This is a genomic window from Glutamicibacter sp. NPDC090743 (assembly GCF_044769125.1).
Lineage (GTDB): Bacteria > Actinomycetota > Actinomycetes > Actinomycetales > Micrococcaceae > Glutamicibacter.
Genome location: NZ_JBIVXE010000002.1, coordinates 247,615 through 269,359 on the forward strand (window position 1 = coordinate 247,615; position 21,745 = coordinate 269,359).

Consider the following 21,745-nt stretch of genomic DNA (forward strand, 5'->3'; position numbering starts at 1 on the left):
ATAATCCAAGTAAGGCTTCACTGCCGGTTTCCCTGCAGAATCAGCGCAGGAACTGACCTAACCGTCTAATAATCGAGGTGACAACAATGGTGTTCCCAGCAAAATATTCATCTCTCAACGCCCTGGAGCTCTCGGATGAGGCTCGGCGGATCTTGACCCGGATCATTCGGGTTTCGTTTCCGCACCCGCAGTTCCCGGATGGGCCCTACGAGCGCATGACAGAGAAAATCATCGAGGCTTCAGCCGAATCCAGCTGGTTCCGCATGGCTTTGACCCAGGGCTTGATGACCCTGGATACGCTCAGCGAAGAGCATTTCCTGGATCTTCCCGATGACCGTGCACTGGCGGTGCTCAAGCGCATCGCGGATCTGGAGTTCTTCGCCTTCATCCGCCGCACCGTAGTCCTCAATTTCTACGATGACCCCGAAGTGCATCAGGCCCTGGGCTACGAAGGCGAATCCTTCTCCAAGGGCGGCTACGTGAACCGCGGTTTCAATGATCTGAATTGGTTACCCGAACCGCGCATCGAGGAAAGCGGAGAGCCCGTACAAGACCAGGGCCCGCTTCCCTACGCCGTGAAAGCCTACGCACCGGAAACCAGCAGCAAGCCCGTGGACAACGTCCTGGGTGATTCAGGAATCCTCGAGGAAGGGACAACCCGATGAGCACCGAAGAGCAATCGGCAGTGCACGACCATGACGACGACTCGGTAGTTGTCGTCATCGGCTCCGGCGCCGGCGGCGGAACTTTGGCCCATGAGCTGGTTTCCAAGGGCGTCAAGGTGGTCATGCTGGAGGCCGGCCCGTATCTGAAGAATGAGGACTACCACCAGGACGAATGGGCCGCCTTCAACCAGATGGCTTGGCTGGATCCGCGGACCACCTCGGGGTCATGGCGCGTGGCCCGCGACTTCCCCAATCTGCCGGCCTGGATCGTCAAGGCGGTCGGAGGCACCACCACCCACTGGTCCGGGGCCACCCCGCGATTCAAGGCACATGAGTTCAAGGCGCGCAGCACCTACGGCCGGGTCGACGGGGCCAACCTGCTGGACTGGCCCATCAACCTGGACGATTTGGCACCGTACTACGACCGTGCCGAGCAGAAGATGGGCAGCACCCACCGCCACGGGCGTCCCGCGCTGCCGGCCAACAACAACTACAAGGTTTTTGCCAATGGAGCCCAGCGCCTGGGCTACCGCCAGTATGCCACCGGGCCCTACGCAACCAATGCCGAACCCTACGACGGCCGCCCAGCATCCATCCAGGATGGGTTCAACTTCCAGGGCGACAAGAACAAATCCAAATGGTCCACAATGGTCTCGGAAATCCCGAAGTCGCTGCGCACCGGCCTGCTGGATTTGCGTCCCGAATCGCATGCTGTTCAAGTTACCCATACTGCTGCCGGCAAGGTGGACGGAGTCATCTACATAGATTCCGAAGGGAACCCGCAGCGCCAAAAAGCACGCATCGTGGCGGTGGCCGGCAACGCCATTGAAACCCCTCGCTTGCTGATGCTGTCAGCTTCGCCGCTGTTCCCCGATGGATTGGCGAACTCCTCGGGCCAGCTGGGTCGCAACTACATGCGCCACACCACCGGCAGCGTCTATGCCAAGTTCGACCAGCCGGTGAACATGCACCGGGGCGAGACGATGGCCGGGCTGATTGCCGACGAATCCCGCCATGATCCGGATCGCGGATTCTGCGGTGGCTATTACATGGAAACCATCGCGTTGGGGCCGGCGTTCCTCGCCAGCTTCGTGGAGCCCGGCGGCTGGGGACCGGAATTCACTACGCTGCTGGACGACTACTTGAACACTGCGGGCATGTGGATTACCGGTGAGGATATGCCGCAGGAAAGCAATCGAATCACGCTGAACAACACGGTGAGCGACCGCTTGGGCCTGCCGGTGCCGAATGTCCATTTTGACGACCACTCCAATGACCTCGCCATGCGAACGCACGGCTACCAGCAGGGTTCGCTGCTCTTCGAGGCAGTGGGCGCGCGGTCCACGCACCACACTCCCCCGTACCCGTCGACGCATAATCTCGGTACGGCGCGAATGAGCCAGCGTCCTGAAGACGGGGTGGTCAACGCTTTCGGCCAGGCCCATGATGTTGCGAATCTGTTCATCTCCGATGGCTCGCAATTCACCACTGGAGCCGCGGCCAATCCGACCTTGACCATCGTGGCGCTGGCCATCCGCCAGGCCGAGTACATCGTCGAGCAAATGGCCCAGGCCAAGTTGTAGGCTGTCCGGGCACCTCGTTAGTCGGCGCAAGCTGCGCCTAGCATCGAGGTGCCCCGCAGCGCGCGGCTCACCCGCGAAGCCACATCGCGCAGCAGGACGGAGACGTCTCGGTGGCGGGTCTGGAATTCGGCCGGGTCCATGGAAACTGCCACCGATCCGATGACTTGCCCGGCGCCCGTGGTTACCGGGGCGGCCATGCAGGAGGCGCCTCGGATGAATTCTTCGCGTTCGATGGCAATGCCGGTCTCGCGTACGGCGTCCAGTTCTGCGGCAAAGACCTGCGGATCGCAGATGGTCGCGGAGGTCATCCCGGGCATGCCGTGCTTGTCCAGGTAGGCGTGGCAGCGTTCGGCATCCATGGCCGCCAACAGCACTTTGCCGAAGGCGGTCGCATGGGCACCATTGTTGAACCCGAAGCCCATGGGGGTGATGCGCGGGCGCAGTGGCGACTCAACGACGTGGGCCACCACGATATCTTCTCCGCGGTGCACTGCGTAGTAGGCGGCGGCATCGGCCCGCACATGCAATTCGCGGATCAAGCGCGCCACCGAAGGCGGGGTGCCTACCTGCCGGCGCAGCGAGTTATCCAGGGCGTGAAGCTTGTAGCCCAGGGCATAGAGCCCTTCATCGCGCAGGTGGACCAGGTGGCCCGACAGGGTCAAGGTCTTGAGCAGGCGATAAACGGTAGGCAAGGGCATCTGCAGTTCTGCAGCGATCTCCTTGGCAGCCATACCCCGGTTATGCGCGGCCACCACGTCCAGCAAGGCGAATGCTTTTTGAACTGAAGCAAGGCCAGCTAGTGAATCGTTATATCCCATAACCCCATCTTGTCGAGGTGAGCTGGGAACTTCAATATGAGTCGCAGCTGCCGCTGGCCTTGCCCCAGCAATTTCAGGGTTCATCGCAAAAGTTGCTAGCTGATTTCCAATTCGCCCATGCGGTCCCAGGTATCGCCTTCGATCTGCCGGCTGACGATGCGCGGAGTTTCAACCAGGGCCGGCGCCATGTCGATCATGGCCTGCTTGAAGTGGTCGCTGCCCACGTGGTCTCCAGCTGCGTCGTCCTGGAAGGCTTCAACCAGAACGAATTCGTTGGGGTCTTCAAGGCTGCGCGACCAATCAAACCAAAGGTTGCCTGGTTCCGCACGGGTTGACTCGGTGAAACTGCGCACCAGATCCGGCCAGCGGTCTGAGCAATCCGGCTTGACTTTGAATTTAACGACAATAAAGTACACGATGACGTCCTTTCGGTAAGCAGCACATCCCTGCAGAAACAGGGCCTACTGCCAGTTTCCCCGGTGCCACGCGGCTGGGCCTATACGCATTATCGACAGGCGAGAATGCGGCAATCCCAAGAGGACAACAGTGTCCTGCAGCAGCCATCCTGTCCGAGACTCCAGGCGCGATAGTGGCAGTGAAATCCAAATCAGAGCAGCCTCAGCAGCGAGTGGTTGCCGGCCAGATCCTCATCGCCCATCACGGCATCCTTCGGCGGTCCCGCTTCAATCTTGTATTCGACTGATTGGCCTTCTTCGACGCTCATGAATCCGAAGCTCTGAATTGCACTGCAATGCGCGAAGGCATCGGCAAATCCGCCAGAAGGCTGGATGAATCCGAAATTGCACGCATGATCAGCCTGCATTTCATGATCTCTCTCCTTATGATCGGGGCCAGCTTTCTGTCCCCATAGAAGTCGCCGCACGGCAAAGCCCTGCGCGGCTGAACGTCCCAGAAATCCAGCAACTTCCGCAGGCACTTTCTAACCGGCCGTAAGCATGGGTACACGGCATAGGGCGCTCTTGCCGATAGGGTGGGCCATAACCGGAACAATGGCAGAATCCACCCAAGATCCAAGAGGAAATGGCACCATGAAGAATCCGATTCCCGATTACCTCCACGAAGTGCTCGATGCGCTGCGCGACGACACCGCCGGGCAGCGCGCCGGCTACATTCCCGAGCTGGCCGACGCTAATCCGGATTTCTTCGCCCTGGCCGTGACCACCGCCATGGGCAGCACCTACAGCGCCGGGGATGCCGGGATCGAGTTCACCATCCAGTCCATCTCCAAGCCCTTCGCCTACGCGGCGGCCATCATGGACCGCGGGCTGGAGCATGTGCTGGAACATATCGGGGTGGAGCCTTCGGGCGAGGCCTTCAACGAGCTGTCGCTGGAGGATGGCACCAATCGGCCGAAGAACCCGATGATCAATGCCGGTGCGATCGCCGCCCACGGCCTGATGGTCGGCGCCGACGCCACCGGCGAGCAGCGCGTTGACCGGGCACTGGATTTGTTCTCCGCACTGGCCGGGCGCCGGCTGCGCATCGACGAAGCGGTCTTCAACTCGGAGCTGGGCACCGCGGACCACAATTTGTCCATGGCCCACATGCTGCGCAAGCACGGGATCATCGACGATGACCCGCATGAGGTGGTCACCGGCTACACCCGCCAGTGCTCCATCCTGGTCACCGTGGCGGATCTGTCGGCGATGGCCGCCACCTTGGCCAATGGCGGGGTGCAGCCGTGCACGCACGAGCGGATCATGGACGAGGCCACGGCCCGCCAGGTGATGTCGGTGATGGCGGTGGCCGGAATGTACGACGGGGCCGGCGACTGGCTGACCCGCGTCGGGATCCCCGCCAAGAGCGGGGTGGCCGGCGGGCTGGTGGGCGTGCTGCCGGACCAGGTGGGCATCGGCGCGTTCTCGCCGCGGCTGGATTCGCACGGCAACAGCCAGCGGGCGCGGCGGGCCTTCGAGCGGCTGTCCACGGACATGGGCATGCACCTGCTGGCCCCGAGCCATGGCCGGCTCGATGTCATCGACGTGCAGCGCGGCGGCACGCGCGAGACCTTCTCGCTGCAGGGCAACGTGCAGTTCACCGCAGCTGCCGAACTGCTCGATATCATGTCCGAGTCGCGTTTCGACGGAGACGTGCACGTGGATATTTCCCGGGTCTTCTCCTTCACCGATGTGGCCCGGCGAATGACCTTGGAAGGGCTGCGCCGGCTGCGCAATGAAGGGCGTCCGGTGTTCTTGCATGATCCGTTGCAGTCGCTGGCAAATCCGGATTTGGGCGATGGCACCTATCCGGAGACGCCCTGAGCGCCGGAATCTAGCGGAAGATGTCCAGGTACGCCAGCGCGGAACCCACCCGATACTCCGCGGCGGGGTTGTTGGCCACCAGGTAGCGGTCCCGGATGGCCAGTTCCACGTTGTCCGTGACGATGCCGTCCACGCCGAGGCCCAGCAGCTCGCGGATGGTGGACTCGTCATTAACGGTCCAGGCATACACCTCCCGGTCCAGCGCGTGGGCCTGCTCCAGGAATTCGCGGGTGAAGGAGGCCTGCTCCAGGGTGTAGAAATCGGCGTTCGCCTTCGGCAGCCCGCCCACGCTCATGGCCACGGTCAGCCCGACCCGCAGCTCGGGGCGCTGCGCCTTGATTTCCTTGACTGCCCGGGGGCTGAGCGAATGGTAGATGTTCTGCGTGGTGGTCCCGATCGCGTCCAGCTGCGCCAGGAAGCGCTCCAGGTAGCCCTTGGATTCGTGGCCGGTGACCTTCAGCTCCACGAGCACCGGGATGCCCAGCTCATCGGCGTGCTCCAGGTACTCCTGCATGGTGGGGATGCGGTCGGCGAAGCCGCCTTCGCGCACGGTGACCTTCCGGACTTCGGCCAGGGTCATCTCGTGGATGTTCCGGTTCACCCCGGCGACCACCAGCAGGTTGGTATCGTGGCTGGCTACGAAATGCCCGTCCGCGGTTTCCTGGAAATCGGCCTCGACGATGTCGGCCTGATGCGTTGCCGCGGCTTCCAGGGCTCCCAAGGTGTTTTCCACCCCGCCCGCCGAGTAGCCGCGGTGGGCCAGGATCTGCGCGTCCCCGGCTCCCGTTGCGGTCTGCCCCAAGGCAGGGGATGCGGCAAAGCTCGCTGAAAGCACCAAGGCCGCGGCCGAGGTCCCGGCGGTGGCCTTCAGTGCGCGCGACTGCGCGCTGCGATGCCGCTGCGAGCGCTCCTGCAGGGTGACGGGCAGTGCCAGGTGCTCGCGGCTCAGGGCCACCACAATCTGGATCGCCACCACGGTCGCGGCTCCGATCAGCAGGAAACCGAGCGTGTGTCCCACGCCGATGCACAGGGTCGCCACCAGCGCGGAGTTCTGCACGCCGAGCAGGCTGGCGGCCAGATCCGAGGTCCACACCAGCGCCTCGACCAGCAGCGAGGCGCACAGGGCGCAGACTCCCAGCGGGATCCCGATCAGCAGCAGGTAGCGCAGGCTGTTGCGGTGCGTGGCCTTCAGGCTGGTGCCCAAGGCAGCCAGCGGCCGCTTCGGCCCGACAGCCAGCAGCGGCAAGGTGAGCACCAGGCGGAGGTTTGCGTAGATGATCGCCCCGATCATCAGCAGGTAGATCCCCGTGCTCAGCGGCGCCTTGAGGTACTCGCGGGTCACGAAGGGCGGGATCCCCACACCCTGGATCAGCACCGAAGACAGGCCCAAGCCGCCCAGCGGCAGGGCGAGGAAAAAGTACACCATCATCAGCGGCGAGGGGTAGGACAGCATCCGGCCAAGGCAGGCGGCGGTCTCGCGGCACTCGGCCCGCAGGTTGGGAGGCTTCCCGGATTGCTGGCGGTTGACCATCACGATCAGTGCCACGAACTGCACGCTCACCGCGCCCAGTGCCAGCACCGCGATGGCCAGCAGGAGCAGCACCGAGACCGGATGGGCCAGCAGCACGGTGTAGGTCCGGTCGGTGACGTTGTTCAGCTTGCTGATTTCCAGCGCCAGGCCGAAGAGGTACTTGATCGCAGGGATGACCAGCAAGCCATTAGCTGCCTGCAGGGTGGTGATCACCGCCAGGTAGCGGAAAACGCGCACGTGCCCAAGCTTCAGCACGCGCAGCAGGAAACCGAGGATCTGCCTCAGGGCAGGCAGGCCGCGGCCCGAGGGCAGCGCAGCGGCAGGAAAGTTCTGCCTGTCCTTGCGCGATGAAATCCTTGGGTCCACTGCTTTGCTATGCCTTCCCGCCCGCCGGGTACACCTCGGCGGCTCCTTGCAATCCTATCGCCGCCACGTGCCGTTCGCTGAGCGCCTGCTGGATGGCACCTGCGGGTAGCTTGCTGGACAAGGGGCGAGTGTCGCCGCCAACGGGCAAGACCCAATACGAACTAGTCGAGAAGAACCCATGGATATTTTAAGTTGGATCGTTTTGGGACTGATCGCCGGTGCTATTGCCAAGGCCATCAAACCCGGAGAGCAGGGCGGCGGATGGTTCGCTACTTTGCTGCTGGGCGTCGTCGGCGCAATCGTAGGTGGCTGGATCGGCTCAGCAGTCTTCGGCGAAGGCGTGGACCAGTTCTGGTCCCTGTCCAGCTGGGTCCTGGCCATTGGCGGTTCGCTGATCGTACTAGTCATTAGGGGATTGCTCACGCGCAAGCGTGCCTAACTGCACCTGCAGAGCAACGGTCCACCACGGAATAGTGGTGGACCGTTGCCGTGTGAAGAAGTGCCTCTCGCATGCCTGCGCCGGATGCTCACTGGCGAGAATCGGATTCAAAGTCCCGATCCCGAGCCGAATCAACCTCGGGGCCAGTGTCCGCTTCTCTGGTGGAAGACTCAAACTGTTCCAGTTCATCAGTACTGTGCTCGTGAATCGTCTCGCGTAGACCCTCGACTTCCTGGGCTCGTCCTTCCCAGTAGGCCGGCTCTAAGCCGAAGCCATTAGTCGCTTCTTCGGCCATCTTCTTGAAACCATCTCGATGGTCCTCCAGAGCGTTATTCAGATCCTCGAACTCAGCATGGCTGACACTTACATCAACGTGCTTTCGTGGCATTTGCATCATCCTAACTTGTTAGAAAGGCTAAATACTTTCTGGTTTCCTCTAACTTACGCGTCCAAGTTGCCTGCGACAGCTACCACAAGGTTTTCCTCAGAAACCTGTCTTCAGAAACACAGGGACTAGGCCCCTCGCGCGTCAGACGATCACTCAACTAGAGCACGTGGAGAATCAAAATCACTGAAGGAAACTAAACGGACAACTATCCCTTGGTCGGTCTGCTAACTAAGGTATCGGTCAGATCTTCCAGCGTGGATAAAGCGGTGCTATGCGCTCTGCACCTACCGGGAAGACGCGGTGCTCTCCGCCATCTCAGATTTCCCCCTGGAAGGCTGGCTTGGCTCGTCCTCGATCTCGACGCTGCGGATCATGGCCTTCAGGAACTTGGCAACCGCAACCCTCTCGGCCTCGGAGAGCGTGCCTACGGCATCCATCATCTGCTCATGCATCCGATGCAGCGTTCCACGAACTTCCGTATCACTGTAGTCAGTGGGCACAATTCCCACAGACCGCCGATCCGCAGGATGCACAATACGCTCGGCATACCCATCGCGGCATAACCGGTCGATCAATACCGACACCGAAGCATTGGAGATCCCCAGTTCCTCAGCAAAATCCCGCTGGCGGGGAACCAACCCCTTACGGTGCGCAGCGAGCAGGAAGCGCAGCGCCGACATATCGGTCTCATTCATTCCCATCGAACCGCGGGTCGCAGCTCGCATCTTGCGCTCCGCCTCACGGTACTTGCGCATCAGATTCAACAAATCCACCGCCTCGGGCACCGAACGGCCCTCGCCGTACCAATACCCACTGGCTTGATACCTACTCATGACAACTCCTTCCGCCGGATGCGAACGCCATGCCCGCAACCCCTGGGGTTCCAATACCCTTCTTCGCGAGGTCCAGCTTGCTCGACACAGAAAAAATCATGTAACCTATCTAATAGTTAGCTTGTCTAAAGATATTCTACTACGAAACAGCTATCAGTACCGGAGTGAAAGATGAAAGAATCCTTAGCAGTTCCCGTAGAAACAACGATGCATGACACCAATTCGTGGACCACGCGAATCCACAAGATCGCCGCCTTCGCCTCTGAAGAGTGTCGGAGCCGGGACGCGGTGCATTCAGCAATATGCACCATTACCGGGTCCCCGGAGCAGCTGGTCGTGAATTTGGCCTGCACCGCGAAGAGTGAACGGGACGTATCCTCGCTGATGCAATACGTCAACGACACCCTCATGCCGCAGATGGAGACAGCGCTCGGTGTCCGATTCGAGGTGAAGAATCTGCAGTTCGCCGTCGCGGGCAAGGAGAGCCTGCTCGCAGCACCAGAGCACGCGCCCGAGGCCGAACTCCCCGCGCATTGGCTCGATCAGCCTTTCGCCGCACCGAAGCAGACCCCCACCACTGGTTTAGGGTCCGAACCTGCCAGTTTGGGAAGTGAATCAGATGGATCCCATGCAGATTTGAGCATGGCCTAGGATCTGCAGCACCCGCCGCCCGCCAAGAGCGGCAGCACCAAAACGAAAGGACCTTTCCAAAGCGCATCCCGCTGCGGAGCCTTACGTCAATATCGCTATTTTCATGAGCAGTGCAAGAAAGGGAAGTATCTAAAATGCCAGGTCGAATCGTACGAACCCGAACCGCAGTCAGAGTCGCTGATTTTCTCGTCACCCGTGAAGGCAAGTCCCACCTGTCCGGCTACGGCTGGGCGCAGGGAATGCCGATCGTCATGACCCAGCCGGCCGAAACGCTCAACGATGCCATGGGAATGGCATCGATCCATGGCCGCGCAGTGCTGGTGGCCATGCTCGATCCGCAGACCGAGGAACTTCACATGATGCATGTCACCGTCCCCCAAGCAGCACTGAAAGTGACCAGGGCCTGCGCTGATCGACTCACCATGGGAGAGTTCTTCGAACGCCTGGCGACCGAGCTCATTGCTGAGTTCCGTGTGAAATTCTGGAAGAACACTGCCGTCGCCCATAAGATCCCAGCCTGCCCCGCTATGCAGTCGCGAACCACCTCACCGGCTCGATATCCTCTCCCGGAACGCTGCCACGCAGAAGCGCCCGTCGCGGCGGGCGCCAGCCAGTAAGCCCTTCAGCCCAGCGGTCCTGGCTCATTCTCATGGCTGGTCAATACCCATGTTGGGTTGGACCGCTAATGGGCCAGAACCGGGCTTCTTCTGGGGGCTAGTTGTTGGCCTCGGTCCTCTGTCCAGGGTTGCGGATACCAGGATCCATAACAGCCACTAAGCCACAACAAAGTGCACAAAGCGTGATGGCATTACCCATGAAGCGATGATGCTCCCCTTTCGTAGCCTTCGAACCGGGATCTTCTGCCTGCCAGTTCCCTTTCAATGACGCCTTTTCGTGAAAATCATTAAGAAATGCTCACCATCAGCACGTAAAGTTACCTGGGACGCAGCGTCCACTTCAGTCAACTGCCTCCTTTCGTTGGAACTTCGGCAGTTAAACATTTAAGGACGGATTCCAGGAGCTCAGCGAAAAAGTTCATCCCCTACCGAGTTATGCTCGATATTGACCGCGAAGACGACAGCTACTGCCTCTTTAAAGCGCTCCAGCATTACGGTCGATAGCTTAGCGACCACAGCCGGCTCATGGTCACCGAGCACGGCGTCTAGAGCGTCGACTCCTTGCCCGAAGCACTCCCTCTTCACCGGGCATGAAGACCTCGGTGCCAGCATATTCTCGGTTCTTCCCCTAGAGATCGGGCAATTTTATTCGCCTGGGTGTCGGCGTCTAATCCGAATTGGCCCTTTGACACCGTCAGCTTCCACGGGCTCGCCATTTTGAGTTGCAACGACTTCACCTTGCACGGCCAATGCCGCGGCAATCTGGCGCACTTGGCCCATGTACTTACGCCACCCTTCGTCCGCCCCGCCCACTATGCGTGCAACATCACTCGGGCAGATTGACGTGTTTGCCCTATGGCTCAGCAAGCTGCGAATGGTCGCGCGGATTCGCTCTCCCATTGAATCCGATTCCGGCTCCTCCCACCACGGCTGTCCACGTTCGCCCAGTGCGAGCTTGGCATTATTCACACGCTTGCTAGCGCCGATTTCGCCTTGCTTGACTGCCCGGCGGGCTGACATCAGCTCGTTGACCAGCTCTTGTCGTAATTTCGCAGGGATCGAGGGATCACTGGCTCTCCACCGCCGCCCCTCGATTATCAGGTAGCGCCCGTCGGTGGTGGTTTGTACTGGCTTCTCTGAAGGTGCCATCCTATACCCCATCTCCATTCAAAGTCCGACTCCCGAAGCGCACCGTCGCGCTGATCGCATCCTATGGCGAATGAGTCAACTACTAGAGAATTTGCTTTCTATAAATCGTCGAAAATTAACTTGATGAAGGGCAATTGCATTCGCGGACTGCCGCAGGGTTACAGCTGTTTGATAGCTGCAGGGCTTCGGCATTTTATCTTCGTGGCTAGTGCCAGATAGGCGCTGTCACTCCCCCGACCTCTGGGGATGCTCGCTTGGTTTCGGAGCACGCCAACTACTCGTCAAATGCTTCCGATACCCGCTCCGATCATGGTTTGGCTGATGCCGGGTTCAATTTTTCCCCGAAGGCAGGGGTCGTTACGGCGCATTCCACGCGTTCGCCGGGCTTGCCGGTTTGCGCCGCGATCTCCTTTACCCCGTCGAGCAGGATCCGGCAGGTGGCGGTGCTGCCTGCGGCAGGCGTAGCCGCGATGGCTGCATCCTTTTCGGCCGTGATGACGCTCTGCGCAGTCCAGATTGATTCGCTGTTCTTGCCAGCACCGCTGGTCGTGGCCACCGCTTGCTCGGTCACTTCGGCCGAGTCTTCGCCGCGGCTGGGCGAGTCCAGGTAGGACACATCACTCAGCGCATCGGCGGCTTCCCCGCTCACGGTGATCTCGTAGGTCACCGCCCAGGCATCCGCAGTCGATTTGTCGAAGCTTTCAATGGCGCCGCATCCAGTCAGGCCCATGCCGAGGACAAGCCCTGCGGAACTGGCCGCCAGCCAGGTCGAAGTGCGGTTGGATGCTGAACGCGAAGTGCCGTGCATGGGATTCCTTTTCTCAGGTGGACGCAGCTGCTGCTTTCTCTACGTGTCAACACTAGTTCCGCGCGCCGGCGATGTCCTCCCGACCGGGAATGATATCCGTTGCCCCCGCCTCCCACCTCAGGGTGGAGGCAAGGATCGCCAGCGCTCCCCTGCTTGCCGCGTCTTGGATGCCCCGCTGCCCTGCGCAACGCGGTAAGCTCACTGACTGGACCCTCGCCGTTGAAAGGACATGATCATGCAGCTGCAGCTTGCCCCGGAGAATCGCAAAGCAGGCCTGCCTGCATGAGGCTTTCCATACTTGACCAGGTCCCGCTCACCGAGCATGCCTCCACCGCAGGCCAGGCCGTGTCCAGCGGCCTGCAATTGGCTCAGGATGCGGAAGCGCTGGGCTACCACCGCATCTGGTTTGCCGAGCACCACCACTCGAAATCCTTCGCCAGTGCCGCCCCGGAAATGATGACCGCGCTGGCTTTGGAACGCACGGAAACCATTCGGGTCGGCACCGGTGCCATCTTGCTACCGTACTACCAGGCGCAGAAGGTCTCCGAAGCCATGGGCCTGCTGGCCGCCGTGCACCCAGACCGGGTGGACATCGGCGTGGGCCGGGACAAGCCCCAAGCCGAGGAACAGTGCCGAGCCGGCAACGATGCAGGAGCCCTTCTTCAGCAACTGAGCGGGGAACTGCTTTGGCATATTCTTCATTGAATCTCCGATGTCTTCCTGTGATGGGATGGATCTTGGTCATTGCGCCGTCCTCCGGCGTTTCCAGTCTCAGCTGCCGATGATGAAGTAGCCGCCGTTCAGTCCGTCCACCATGACGCGGTAGGACTTTTTCTCCAGGCTCGCTTCGATCATCCAGTTGGGTTTCCAGACCTTTGCGACACTGCTCTTTTCCCGGACCCCGCCGAGCCATGCCAGCCGGGCCCGGCGCAGTGCCGCGGTGGATAGCAGGGCCTTGGCCCGCCGGCGTGCAGTGTCGAAATCGATGGTGTTCCACTGCGGATCAGCCACCCGGTCCAGCACTTGGTCCGTTTCCGCATCTTCGGCTTGCCACGGATCGCAGACGAAGGCCTTGCCCGAGTAGTAGTCCACCAAGGCGTGCGCCTGCCCTGACCGCCCGGCCAGCTGCGGCACCTCGAAGATGAACCCCGCAAAGGGATGATGGCGCAGCTTGGCCGACTCGACTCTCAGCCCTGGCGCCTTGGCGGCAAGGATGCGTTGCGCGTCCTGGTCATCGACCAAGGTTTTCAGCACCAGTTCATTCACCGCGGGCCGCCATTTCCGCCTGGCTGGCCAGCAGTGCATCCTGGCCCATGAGCATCTTCTTCGGGATCGGGCCGATCTTCGCGGTCTCATCCAGGGCCCGGCCAATATGCTCCGGCACGGGATGCGACTTCTGGCTGGCCAGGCTGCCGATGACCATGGCCGCGGTGGAGGCCAGGATGCCGGTGACCATCGGATCAATGCCGGTGGCATCCGGCGCGCCGGACACCTGCCAGAGCACCGAGACCAGGGTGCCGGCGGCCATCGATGAGATCGCGCCAACGGTATTGGCCTTCTTCCACCACACCGCGCAGATATAGGAAGGGACAAAGGCGCTGCCCAGCACGGTCGTTGAGAAGATCACCACGGCGGCCACCGCGGGAGGATCAAAAGCGGCAATGCCATAGCCGATGATGGCCAGGGCCAGCACGGTGATCCGCGAGACCCAGACCATCTGCGCATCGCTCATCTTCTTGTTGATGAACCGGGCGTAGATGTCCTGGCTGGCGATGGTGCCGGCCTGCAGCAGCAGGGCATCGGCGGTGGACATGATGGCTGCCATGATCGCTGCCATGACGATGCCCACGGCGAAGGTCGGCAGCACCGCGTCGGCGACCTCGAAGATCGCGGTTTCCGGGTTGGCCAGGTTGGGCAGCAGGATCAGCGCGAACAGGCCCACCAGGTAGGGGCCGGGGATGAACAGCAGGTTGAATACCAATGAGTAGACCCCTGCGGTACGTGCCACCGAAGGCTTCTTCATGGCCATGTGGCTGACCACCACGTGCGGCCAGCCCATGTAGCCGATGGAGAAGACCAGCAGCGCACCGAGAATGACTCCCCACTGTCCCTGGTAGCCCAGGTCCGCTCCCCACATAGTCAGCAGGTTGGGGTTGATCCCGCCCACGGCTTCATTGCCCTTGGTGAAACCGCCCACGGCCATCAGCGTGGCAACCAGGATCCAGACCATGCCGACCACCATGATGATGGCCTGCACGAAGTCGGTGTAGGCCACAGCCAGGTAGCCTCCCAGGAAGGTATAGAGGACAATCACGCCGATGGCGATCGCCAAGGCCACCGGGAAGGAAACCCCAGAGACCATTTCCAATCCGCGGCCGCCGGCGATGAACTGGGCCAGCACGTAGAAGAACATGCAGAACAGCGCCACGGGAGCCGCGATGAGCCGGATCCACTTCGAGGGATAGCGATGCTCCAGGTACTCGATGGAGGTGATGGACCCCAGGATCTGGGATAGCTTGCGCATGCGCCGGCCCAGGACCGAGAGGTTCAGGATGCCGCCGCCCAGGTCGCCCAGCGCGTACCACATGCTGAAATAGCCTTGGGTGTAGCCCATCGATCCGGCACCCATGAACATGTAGCCGGACATGGAAGAACTCTGCAGCCGCAGTGCGGTGACACCGGGGCCGAGGCTGCGTCCGCCGAGCAGGAACCCTTCGGCATCTTGCTTGCCGCGCTTCATCGCCCAGAAGCCGATGGCGGCCATGGCGATGAAATAGATGACCAGGAACAGGATCTCGATGCTCACTGCTGCTCCTTCGCATCCTCGCGCTTCCAGCCGCGGCTGAGCCACAGGAAAACAGCTGTGTAGATCACCCAGAGGGCCGGAACCCCGATGATGACCATGGTCGTGAACGCCGGTAGTCCAAACATCGACACATTCCTTCTGGGAGCCGCTGGTTCTTATTTCATGAGCTGGGTCACAAGCACCCGCTTGATCCATAGCCTTGCATAGCCCCCGTGGCCAAGACAAGGATAATTCCTAGGTTAACTTGGGAAAACTTGCGTGTCCCTGCATTCGACCGCTCTGTCTCCCCGGCCTTTTCGCCACCGGTCGAGCGCCTCCGGGCCCAAACGGCGGGCAACAGCAAAGGCCCCGGCCGGGTTCGGCGGGCATCGTCATATGATGTCCGTCGAATCCCCGCCGGGGCCTTTGGCCCGGAGGGTGCTAGCGCAGCACCACGGTGCGCGAGCCGCTGAGGAAGACCCGGTCTTCGCAGTGCCAGCGCACCGCATCGGACAGGGCCTTGCACTCGGTATCGCGTCCGGCGGCCACCAGGTGCTCGGGCGCGTAGCTGTGGTCCACTTCCTGGACGCGCTGGGTGATGATCGGCCCCTCGTCCAACTCCGAATTCACGTAGTGCGCCGTGGCGCCCACGGTCTTCACCCCGCGTTCGAAGGCCTGGTGGTAGGGCTTGGCCCCCTTGAAGGAGGGCAGGAACGAATGGTGGATGTTGATGGCCCGGCCGGTGAGCTTGCGGGTGAGATCATCGGAGAGCACCTGCATGTAGCGGGCCAGCACCACCAGATCCACCTCGAAGCGCTCCACCAGGTCCATCAGCTTGGACTCGGCCTCGGGCTTGGTCTCAGGGGTGACAGGAATGTGGAAGAACGGAATCCCATTCCACTCGACCTGCTGCCGGTGGTCCGGGTGGTTGGAGACTACTGCCGCGATCTCCACCGGCAGCTCCCCCATCCGGGCGCGGAACAGCAGGTCGTGCAGGCAGTGGCCGAACTTGGAGACCATCACCACCACGCGCTTCTTGTTGCCGGCCGGGCGCAAACCCCAGGTCGCCTGGTGCTCATCGGCGAGTTGGCCGAGGCCCGACTCGAGTTCGGCGATCTCGGCGGGGATATCCTCCGCCGCGGCGACCTCGAATTCGATGCGCATGAAGAGCGTCCCGGAAAGCTGGTCGTCATGCTGCTTGAGCTCCCGGATGTCGCCATGGTGCTTGAGCAGCAACCCGGTGACCGCATGCACGATGCCCGGGCGCTCGGCGCAGGTGAGGGTCAGGACATACTTGTTGTTCGGTTCGGTCATCGTGCCGCTCCTTGGTTTCGCCGAGATGGCATTAGCTTCGCCATGGCTCGTAGTGGTTTTTCGGGGGATTTTCATGCGGTTGCACCTGGCTTCCGCGCAGTGCTCTGCGCCGCGGATTCAAAGCCGTCCGGTCTGAGTTTTCCCAGCGAACTGCGCGCCGCCCCTGCCTTCGGAAGCAGCTGCGGGCAGACTCGCCAACCTCTGGCCGGATACTGATATATCAATTGATGATCACAATACTATGTGTGCTTCAGCACAGCGTCAACAACTTTTCCGGCGGTTCTTCCTGGCGCCTTTCCCAGCGCCCCCAATACAGTTTTCCGCTCTGCCGTTCGCCGGCAAGCCAAGGGCTGTTGAGCGCATCGGCACAGGAAAAGCGCCCAAATCGAAGCCGGGGCGATACTCTTTGTGTGTCGGCAATTGATTTTTGAACAGTGATAGAGAGCGATATGCCAAGGCCCACCGAACTGACCAGCGCCGCCACCGAGCAAGGCTCGATGGCTGATCGAGCCTACAACGCATTGCGCGACCGGCTGGTGCTGCTCGAAATCGCTCCGACGCACCCGATCCACGAGCCGCAGCTGGCCGAAGAACTGGGCATTGGGCGCACCCCGATGCGCGAGGCTCTCAAGCGGCTGGAAACCGACCATCTGGTGGTGTCCTATCCGCGCCGCGGCACCTTCGCCACGGCCGTGGATTTCCATGAGCTGAACTACATCTCCGAAATGCGCCAGGTGCTCGAGCCGCTGGCCGCGCGCAACGCGGCCGCGAACAAGGACCCGCAGATCCGCGAGCAGCTGGCCAGTTACCTGCAGCAGATCGATGCCCTGGATCCCGCCCTGGACCAGCGTTCGCTGCTGCTGCTGGATGTGCGCATCCACCGGCTCATCTACAAAGCGGCGGCCAACAAGTACCTGGAGGAAACCCTGGTACGCCTGGATAATCTGGTGACCCGGATCTGGTGCCTGGTCATCGACCAGATGCCTCCGATCGCAGAGCACATTTCCGAGCATTCGGCCCTGCTGCGCGCCATCCTCGACGGCGACGCGCAGCTGGCAGCGCGGCTGGTCTCCGAGCATGTGGCCCACTTCGAGCAGGCCCTGCGCCGCGCCCCCTAGCTGGGTGCCGGGGACGCGAACCGGTCGCTAGCGGCCGGCGCCCTCGGGTTCCAGATCAGTTTCGGGCCGCGGCTGCGGTTCGCGCACCGGGGCTTCCAGCTCCTGGGCCACCGGCTCCGGCCGGTCTCCAGCCGGCAGGCCCGACGCGGCCACAATGGAGTTCTCCCTGGTCATCAGGCTGAACTGCTCGCCTTCGTGGCGGTCGATTCCGTCATCCACCGCCTGCTCCAGCACCTCCATGGCCACCTTGCCGCGCAGCACCAGCGGATCACGGCTCAGGTCCTTCCACAGCGCCACGCACAGCAGCAGCATCACCAGCACGAAGGGCAGCGCCGAGACGATGGTGATATTCTTCAGCCCGTTCAGGGCGGCCGCCGGATGGTCCCCGCCGGCCAGCAGCATGACCGCGGCCACCGCTCCGACCGAGACGCCCCAGAAGACCACCGATTTCTTCGAGGGTTCCTGCGCGCCGCGTTCGCTCAGCGCGCCCATCACGATCGAGGCGGAGTCCGCCCCGGTGACGAAGAAGATGGCAATCAGCACCACGGCCAGGGCCATCAGCGCGATGGAGAACCACTCGGGGAACGGCAGTGCGCCCAGCAGCTCGAAGAGCACCGAGTTGAAGTCGATGTCCGGGGCCCCGTCCACCATCTGGGCCAGCGCCTGGCCCATGTCCCCGTTGCGTTCGGCCCGTTCCTGCAGGCCGATGGCGCCGCCGCCGAAGATGGCGAACCAGAACAGCGTGACGGTGGAAGGTACCAGCAGCACCCCGGTGACGAACTGGCGGATGCTGCGCCCGCGCGAGATCCGCGCGATGAACAGGCCAACGAACGGGGTCCAGGAAACCCACCAGGCCCAGTAGAAGATGGTCCAGGAGGAAAGCCAGGCGGCCATGTCGCCGTCCCCGGAAGCCGCGGTCCGCGATGCCATTTCCGGCAGGTCCGCGATGAAGGAGCCCACCGCATTGGGAATCACATTCAGGATGAACAGCGTCGGTCCGCCGATGAACACGATCAGCGCCAGGATCACCGCCAGCACCATGTTGATATTGGACAGCCACTGGATGCCGCGCTCGATTCCTGAGACGGCCGAAGCCACGAACAAGGCGGTGAGGACCGCAATGATCAGCACCAGGACCCCGGAACCCACCGAGGACAGCAGCCCGGCGGACTGGATGCCTCCGCCGATCTGCAGCGCGCCGAGCCCCAGCGAGCAGGCCGAGCCGAAGAGCGTGGCCAGGATAGCCAGGATGTTGATCGTCTTCCCGCCCCAGCCGTGGACGACCCTTTCGCCGAAGATCGAGGTGAACATCGAGGAGAACAGCTGCGGGCGGCCCAGCCGGAAGCTGCCGTAGGCCATGCCCAGCCCGACAATCGCGTACATGGCCCAGGGGAACAGCGTCCAGTGGAACATGGTGGTGCCCATGGCCGTGCCCACCGCGGCCGAGGTCTGCCCGCCCACGGTTTCCGGCGGCGGGGACATGTAGAAGTAGAGCGGCTCGCCCACCCCGTAGAAGACCAGGCCGATGCCCATGCCGGTGGCGAACATCATCGAGATCCAGGAAACCGTGCTGAACTGCGGCTTCTCCCCGTCCTTGCCCAGCGGGATGCGCCCGAAGCTCTTGGCCGCGACCACCAGCACGAACAGGGTGAAAACGGTCGCGGCGATCACGAAGACCCAGCCGGTGTTCGTGATGACCCAGTCCAGGGCCTTCCCGGCCGCGGAGCCCAGCCCTTCGGGCGAGGCGAAGCCCCAGGCGATGAACGCCAGGGCGAGGAGTCCGGCAATGCCGAAGACCCAGTAGTCGGTGCCGGAGGACAGGTATCTTCTGGGCCGGCGCCGGCGAGCCGAGTGCAGCTCGCTGACCAGGTCGTTCACGGGTTGCTCAGTGCGTTTCATTTCGGTTTCCTTCAATAAAGGCAATAGGTGGCGGGCCGGCAGGGGAATGCGGGCGCGCCGAATCAGCCGGGGTCCCGGGGCTGCTCGTGAGTGGTGGCCGGGGCCGGCAAATCGGCCGGGCTCAAGAGCCGGCCGGAAGTGCGCCGTGCAGGCCGGGAATTGTTCCCGGCCTGCACGGCGGTCAGCGGTTAATTGCGCGTCAAGCGCGGATCAGGCGCTGATCAGCCCGTGCGGGTCGAGCACGAACTTCTGCGCGGCGCCTTCGTCGAAGGCCGCGTAGCCCTGCGGGGCCCGGTCCAAGCCAATGGCCGTGGCGTTGACGTTCTTGGCAATCGAGACCTTGTCCGAGAGGATCGCCTGCATCAGCCCGCGGTGGTACTTCATCACCGGGCACTGGCCCGTGACGAAGGTGTGGGACTTGGCGAAGCCCAAGCCGAAGCGCATGGACAGCGAACCGACCTTGGCCGCTTCGTCCTCGGCGCCCGGATCCCCGGTGACATAGAGTCCCGGGATGCCCAGGCTGCCGCCGGCACGGGTGATTTCCATCAGCGAATTGAGCACCGTGGCAGGCTGCTCCTTGCCAGCGTCGTGCCCGTGCCCGCGCGCCTCGAAGCCCACCGCGTCGATGCCGCAGTCGACCTCGGGCACGCCCAGGATCTGGGCGATCTGCTCGGCCGGGTCGCCCTGCGAGACGTCCACGGTCTCGCAGCCGAAGCTGCGCGCCTGGGCCAGCCGGTCGGCGTTCAGGTCCCCGACAATCACGGTGGCCGCACCCAGCAGCTGCGCGGAGGTGGCCGCGGCCAGGCCCACCGGGCCGGCGCCGGCGACATAGACGGTGGAGCCGACGGTGACCCCGGCGCCGATGGCTCCGTGGTAGCCGGTCGGGAAGATGTCCGAGAGCATGGCCAGGTCCAGGATCTTCTCCATGGCCTGGTCGCGGTCGGGGAATTTCAGGGCGTTCCAGTCAGCGTAGGGCACCAGCACGTATTCGGCCTGGCCACCCACCCAGCCGCCCATGTCCACGTAGCCGTAGGCGGAACCGGGGCGGTCGGGATTGACGTTCAGGCAGATGCCGGTTTGCCCGACCTTGCAGTTGCGGCAGCGGCCGCAGGAGATGTTGAAGGGCACCGAGACGACGTCGCCGACCTTGAGGAATTCCACATCGCGGCCTACTTCCACCACTTCGCCGGTGATCTCGTGGCCCAGCACCAACCCGACGGGCGCGGTGGTGCGGCCGCGGACCATGTGCTGGTCCGAACCGCAGATGTTGGTGGCGATGGTGCGCAGGATGACCCCGTGGTGCACCTGCCGCCCGACGTTTGCCGGGTGGACCCCGGGCCCGTCCTTCAATTCGAATTCGGGGTACGGGGTGTCGATCAGCTCGACCTTGCCTGCCCCGGCGTAGCTTACTGCCAAGTTGCCCATAGCGGACCACTTCCTTGAAATATCAGTTGGATACCAAATCGGATGTGCCCAAGTCTGACCACTGGATGTGATCCATGTCAATAGCCCGGCCTGAAATCCGCCGGGTCCGGCAGCCCGCCAGCGGCCGGCTACCCGTCCAGTTCCTCGGCCGAGCGCAGGGAAATGATGTCCTTGGCGGTGCGCTGCAGGATATCCAGGGATTCCTCGATCAGCGGCGAGCCGCGGCTACCCTTGCGGGTCACCGCCACGATGCGCCGCGAGGGCTTGGCCGCCCCGGAAATCCGGCGGCGCACCACGTTCTGCGCATCGCCCAGGGTGGCCAGCCGGGGCAGCAGCCCCACGCCCAGGCCCGCCCCGATGAACGCGATCATGGTTTCCCACTCCACCGCCTCGTGGGCGATGTGCGGGGTGACCCCCAGCGAAGTGAAGGCGGCAACGAACAGCGCCCGGTAGACCGACTGCCCGGATTCGGAGATCCACGGGTCATCGGCCAGGTCCTCCAGGGCCACGGACTTGTGCTGCGCCAGCCGGTGCGTGGCGGGCAGCACCACATCCAGCGGGTCATCGAGCAGCACGGTCTGCTCGAACCGGTCCCTGGCGGCAGAACCCGCGGACGTCTGGCTGGCCACGATCACGGCCAGGTCGATCCGCTCCGCGAGCAGCAAGTCCAGGCAGCGCTGCGGCTGCGCTTCGATCAGCTGCACTTCGGTATCGGGCCGAGTGGCTCGCAGGTTCGCGGCCAGCGGGGCAAGCAGCTGCGCGGCAGCGGTGGAGAAACCGCCCAGGCCGAACTGCCCCTGCACCTGCCCGGAGGCGTTGCGCGCGGACGCCGCGAGCAGCTCCCATTGCGTCACAATCCCGTCCAGGCCCGCAACGAAATGCCGGCCCGCGGAGGTCAGCCGCACCCCGCGGCCCTCCTTGGTGATCAGCTTGATGCCCAGGGTGCGCTGCAGTTCGCGCAGCTGCGCGGAGACCGCCGAGGCCGAATAGCCGGTCAGTTCCGCGGTGCGCGCTACCGAGCCCGTGGAGGAGAAGACCCGCAGGGTGGCGAAGCGTGGATCGATCATGCACCAA

At 62.8% G+C, this 21,745-nt stretch carries 23 protein-coding genes; 8 read left to right on the forward strand and 15 right to left on the reverse strand.

All coding sequences use genetic code 11. From position 1 onward, the window contains the following. Positions 1-86 precede the first annotated feature (86 nt). On the forward strand, positions 87-665 hold the full coding sequence (locus ACIQTS_RS04545; RefSeq protein ID WP_105662355.1) for a hypothetical protein: 579 nt from the start codon (positions 87-89) through the stop codon (positions 663-665). Continuing rightward, positions 662-2,248 (forward strand): GMC family oxidoreductase, encoded by a 1,587-nt coding sequence (locus ACIQTS_RS04550; protein WP_402471585.1) that lies wholly within the window; start codon positions 662-664, stop codon positions 2,246-2,248. Before ACIQTS_RS04545 ends, ACIQTS_RS04550 begins: the two co-directional genes overlap by 4 nt. A gap of 17 nt (positions 2,249-2,265) precedes the next feature. Here ACIQTS_RS04550 and ACIQTS_RS04555 read toward each other — a convergent pair whose 3' ends face one another. The 3 genes from ACIQTS_RS04555 to ACIQTS_RS04565 form a co-directional block, all read right to left on the reverse strand. Continuing rightward, complete coding sequence (locus tag ACIQTS_RS04555; RefSeq protein WP_105658947.1) at positions 2,266-3,066, reverse strand: IclR family transcriptional regulator; 801 nt, start codon at positions 3,064-3,066, stop codon at positions 2,266-2,268. A gap of 95 nt (positions 3,067-3,161) precedes the next feature. Further along, positions 3,162-3,482 carry a putative quinol monooxygenase gene (locus ACIQTS_RS04560; protein WP_105658946.1) on the reverse strand — a complete coding sequence of 107 codons (321 nt, stop codon included), beginning with the start codon at positions 3,480-3,482 and terminating at the stop codon, positions 3,162-3,164. Positions 3,483-3,673: 191 nt separating this feature from the next. After that, positions 3,674-4,003, reverse strand: coding sequence for a cold shock domain-containing protein (locus tag ACIQTS_RS04565; RefSeq protein WP_402471589.1), 330 nt, complete (start codon positions 4,001-4,003; stop codon positions 3,674-3,676). Between the two features lie 112 nt (positions 4,004-4,115). Here ACIQTS_RS04565 and ACIQTS_RS04570 point away from each other — a divergent pair, with 112 nt between their 5' ends. Beyond that, positions 4,116-5,348: a glutaminase gene (locus ACIQTS_RS04570; protein ID WP_402471592.1), complete on the forward strand. Its 1,233-nt coding sequence runs from the start codon at positions 4,116-4,118 to the stop codon at positions 5,346-5,348. A gap of 10 nt (positions 5,349-5,358) precedes the next feature. On the opposite strand, the gene ACIQTS_RS04575 is transcribed toward ACIQTS_RS04570, so the two are convergent. Further along, the gene (locus tag ACIQTS_RS04575) at positions 5,359-7,245 is read right to left on the reverse strand and encodes a glycerophosphoryl diester phosphodiesterase membrane domain-containing protein (RefSeq protein WP_402471594.1); all 1,887 of its coding nucleotides are present in this window, start codon (positions 7,243-7,245) and stop codon (positions 5,359-5,361) included. Positions 7,246-7,423: 178 nt separating this feature from the next. On the opposite strand from ACIQTS_RS04575, the gene ACIQTS_RS04580 reads away from it, so the two are divergent. After that, complete coding sequence (locus ACIQTS_RS04580) at positions 7,424-7,684, forward strand: GlsB/YeaQ/YmgE family stress response membrane protein (RefSeq protein WP_402471597.1); 261 nt, start codon at positions 7,424-7,426, stop codon at positions 7,682-7,684. An 88-nt stretch (positions 7,685-7,772) separates the two neighbouring features. On the opposite strand, the gene ACIQTS_RS04585 is transcribed toward ACIQTS_RS04580, so the two are convergent. Both ACIQTS_RS04585 and ACIQTS_RS04590 read right to left on the reverse strand, forming a co-directional pair. Beyond that, positions 7,773-8,072 (reverse strand): hypothetical protein, encoded by a 300-nt coding sequence (locus ACIQTS_RS04585; protein ID WP_133833959.1) that lies wholly within the window; start codon positions 8,070-8,072, stop codon positions 7,773-7,775. Positions 8,073-8,356: 284 nt separating this feature from the next. Next, complete coding sequence (locus tag ACIQTS_RS04590) at positions 8,357-8,905, reverse strand: MarR family winged helix-turn-helix transcriptional regulator (RefSeq protein ID WP_402471599.1); 549 nt, start codon at positions 8,903-8,905, stop codon at positions 8,357-8,359. 207 nt (positions 8,906-9,112) lie between these two features. On the opposite strand from ACIQTS_RS04590, the gene ACIQTS_RS04595 reads away from it, so the two are divergent. Together ACIQTS_RS04595 and ACIQTS_RS04600 are read left to right on the forward strand one after the other, a co-directional pair. Beyond that, complete coding sequence (locus ACIQTS_RS04595; protein ID WP_402471601.1) at positions 9,113-9,556, forward strand: hypothetical protein; 444 nt, start codon at positions 9,113-9,115, stop codon at positions 9,554-9,556. Positions 9,557-9,690: 134 nt separating this feature from the next. After that, on the forward strand, positions 9,691-10,173 hold the full coding sequence (locus ACIQTS_RS04600; RefSeq protein ID WP_402471604.1) for a hypothetical protein: 483 nt from the start codon (positions 9,691-9,693) through the stop codon (positions 10,171-10,173). A 645-nt stretch (positions 10,174-10,818) separates the two neighbouring features. On the opposite strand, the gene ACIQTS_RS04605 is transcribed toward ACIQTS_RS04600, so the two are convergent. Beyond that, positions 10,819-11,340 (reverse strand): DUF3253 domain-containing protein, encoded by a 522-nt coding sequence (locus ACIQTS_RS04605; RefSeq protein ID WP_402471606.1) that lies wholly within the window; start codon positions 11,338-11,340, stop codon positions 10,819-10,821. A 289-nt stretch (positions 11,341-11,629) separates the two neighbouring features. After that, positions 11,630-12,130 carry a hypothetical protein gene (locus ACIQTS_RS04610; RefSeq protein WP_402471609.1) on the reverse strand — a complete coding sequence of 167 codons (501 nt, stop codon included), beginning with the start codon at positions 12,128-12,130 and terminating at the stop codon, positions 11,630-11,632. Between the two features lie 282 nt (positions 12,131-12,412). On the opposite strand from ACIQTS_RS04610, the gene ACIQTS_RS04615 reads away from it, so the two are divergent. Then, a complete protein-coding gene (locus tag ACIQTS_RS04615) occupies positions 12,413-12,835 on the forward strand; it encodes an LLM class flavin-dependent oxidoreductase (protein ID WP_402471611.1) in 423 nt (140 codons plus the stop codon). Positions 12,836-12,901: 66 nt separating this feature from the next. On the opposite strand, the gene ACIQTS_RS04620 is transcribed toward ACIQTS_RS04615, so the two are convergent. The 4 genes from ACIQTS_RS04620 to purU all read right to left on the reverse strand — a co-directional run bounded on the left by ACIQTS_RS04620 (position 12,902) and on the right by purU (position 16,229). Next, positions 12,902-13,396 (reverse strand): hypothetical protein, encoded by a 495-nt coding sequence (locus tag ACIQTS_RS04620; protein WP_402471614.1) that lies wholly within the window; start codon positions 13,394-13,396, stop codon positions 12,902-12,904. Continuing rightward, the gene (locus tag ACIQTS_RS04625; protein ID WP_133833950.1) at positions 13,389-14,936 is read right to left on the reverse strand and encodes a sodium/proline symporter; all 1,548 of its coding nucleotides are present in this window, start codon (positions 14,934-14,936) and stop codon (positions 13,389-13,391) included. Before ACIQTS_RS04625 ends, ACIQTS_RS04620 begins: the two co-directional genes overlap by 8 nt. Beyond that, positions 14,933-15,061 carry a hypothetical protein gene (locus ACIQTS_RS04630; protein WP_286134668.1) on the reverse strand — a complete coding sequence of 43 codons (129 nt, stop codon included), beginning with the start codon at positions 15,059-15,061 and terminating at the stop codon, positions 14,933-14,935. Before ACIQTS_RS04630 ends, ACIQTS_RS04625 begins: the two co-directional genes overlap by 4 nt. A gap of 295 nt (positions 15,062-15,356) precedes the next feature. Further along, entirely contained in the window at positions 15,357-16,229 is an 873-nt protein-coding gene (gene purU / locus ACIQTS_RS04635) for a formyltetrahydrofolate deformylase (RefSeq protein WP_105658923.1), read from the reverse strand. Between the two features lie 449 nt (positions 16,230-16,678). On the opposite strand from purU, the gene ACIQTS_RS04640 reads away from it, so the two are divergent. Next, entirely contained in the window at positions 16,679-17,347 is a 669-nt protein-coding gene (locus ACIQTS_RS04640; RefSeq protein ID WP_105658922.1) for a GntR family transcriptional regulator, read from the forward strand. A gap of 27 nt (positions 17,348-17,374) precedes the next feature. Here the strand turns inward: ACIQTS_RS04640 and ACIQTS_RS04645 are convergent, their stop codons facing one another. The 3 genes from ACIQTS_RS04645 to ACIQTS_RS04655 form a co-directional block, all read right to left on the reverse strand. Beyond that, entirely contained in the window at positions 17,375-19,246 is a 1,872-nt protein-coding gene (locus ACIQTS_RS04645; protein WP_400290049.1) for a BCCT family transporter, read from the reverse strand. A 210-nt stretch (positions 19,247-19,456) separates the two neighbouring features. Further along, positions 19,457-20,671: a formaldehyde dehydrogenase, glutathione-independent gene (gene fdhA, locus ACIQTS_RS04650; protein WP_133833949.1), complete on the reverse strand. Its 1,215-nt coding sequence runs from the start codon at positions 20,669-20,671 to the stop codon at positions 19,457-19,459. Positions 20,672-20,799: 128 nt separating this feature from the next. After that, positions 20,800-21,738, reverse strand: a complete 939-nt coding sequence (locus tag ACIQTS_RS04655; protein WP_400290047.1) for a LysR family transcriptional regulator — start codon at positions 21,736-21,738, stop codon at positions 20,800-20,802. Between the last annotated feature and the right edge of the window lie 7 nt (positions 21,739-21,745).

What these genes read in the sequence shown, in the direction of transcription:
- ACIQTS_RS04640 (WP_105658922.1), top strand. Translation starts at nt 16,679, where the DNA reads ATGCCAAGGCCCACCGAACTGACCAGCGCCGCCACCGAGCAAGGCTCG.
- ACIQTS_RS04555 (WP_105658947.1), bottom strand. Translation starts at nt 3,066, where the DNA reads ATGGGATATAACGATTCACTAGCTGGCCTTGCTTCAGTTCAAAAAGCA.
- ACIQTS_RS04655 (WP_400290047.1), bottom strand. Translation starts at nt 21,738, where the DNA reads ATGATCGATCCACGCTTCGCCACCCTGCGGGTCTTCTCCTCCACGGGC.
- ACIQTS_RS04580 (WP_402471597.1), top strand. Translation starts at nt 7,424, where the DNA reads ATGGATATTTTAAGTTGGATCGTTTTGGGACTGATCGCCGGTGCTATT.
- ACIQTS_RS04550 (WP_402471585.1), top strand. Translation starts at nt 662, where the DNA reads ATGAGCACCGAAGAGCAATCGGCAGTGCACGACCATGACGACGACTCG.
- ACIQTS_RS04645 (WP_400290049.1), bottom strand. Translation starts at nt 19,246, where the DNA reads ATGAAACGCACTGAGCAACCCGTGAACGACCTGGTCAGCGAGCTGCAC.
- ACIQTS_RS04600 (WP_402471604.1), top strand. Translation starts at nt 9,691, where the DNA reads ATGCCAGGTCGAATCGTACGAACCCGAACCGCAGTCAGAGTCGCTGAT.
- purU (WP_105658923.1), bottom strand. Translation starts at nt 16,229, where the DNA reads ATGACCGAACCGAACAACAAGTATGTCCTGACCCTCACCTGCGCCGAG.
- ACIQTS_RS04585 (WP_133833959.1), bottom strand. Translation starts at nt 8,072, where the DNA reads ATGCCACGAAAGCACGTTGATGTAAGTGTCAGCCATGCTGAGTTCGAG.
- ACIQTS_RS04570 (WP_402471592.1), top strand. Translation starts at nt 4,116, where the DNA reads ATGAAGAATCCGATTCCCGATTACCTCCACGAAGTGCTCGATGCGCTG.
- ACIQTS_RS04605 (WP_402471606.1), bottom strand. Translation starts at nt 11,340, where the DNA reads ATGGAGATGGGGTATAGGATGGCACCTTCAGAGAAGCCAGTACAAACC.
- ACIQTS_RS04595 (WP_402471601.1), top strand. Translation starts at nt 9,113, where the DNA reads ATGCATGACACCAATTCGTGGACCACGCGAATCCACAAGATCGCCGCC.
- ACIQTS_RS04610 (WP_402471609.1), bottom strand. Translation starts at nt 12,130, where the DNA reads ATGCACGGCACTTCGCGTTCAGCATCCAACCGCACTTCGACCTGGCTG.
- ACIQTS_RS04630 (WP_286134668.1), bottom strand. Translation starts at nt 15,061, where the DNA reads ATGTTTGGACTACCGGCGTTCACGACCATGGTCATCATCGGGGTTCCG.
- fdhA (WP_133833949.1), bottom strand. Translation starts at nt 20,671, where the DNA reads ATGGGCAACTTGGCAGTAAGCTACGCCGGGGCAGGCAAGGTCGAGCTG.
- ACIQTS_RS04545 (WP_105662355.1), top strand. Translation starts at nt 87, where the DNA reads ATGGTGTTCCCAGCAAAATATTCATCTCTCAACGCCCTGGAGCTCTCG.
- ACIQTS_RS04590 (WP_402471599.1), bottom strand. Translation starts at nt 8,905, where the DNA reads ATGAGTAGGTATCAAGCCAGTGGGTATTGGTACGGCGAGGGCCGTTCG.
- ACIQTS_RS04615 (WP_402471611.1), top strand. Translation starts at nt 12,413, where the DNA reads ATGAGGCTTTCCATACTTGACCAGGTCCCGCTCACCGAGCATGCCTCC.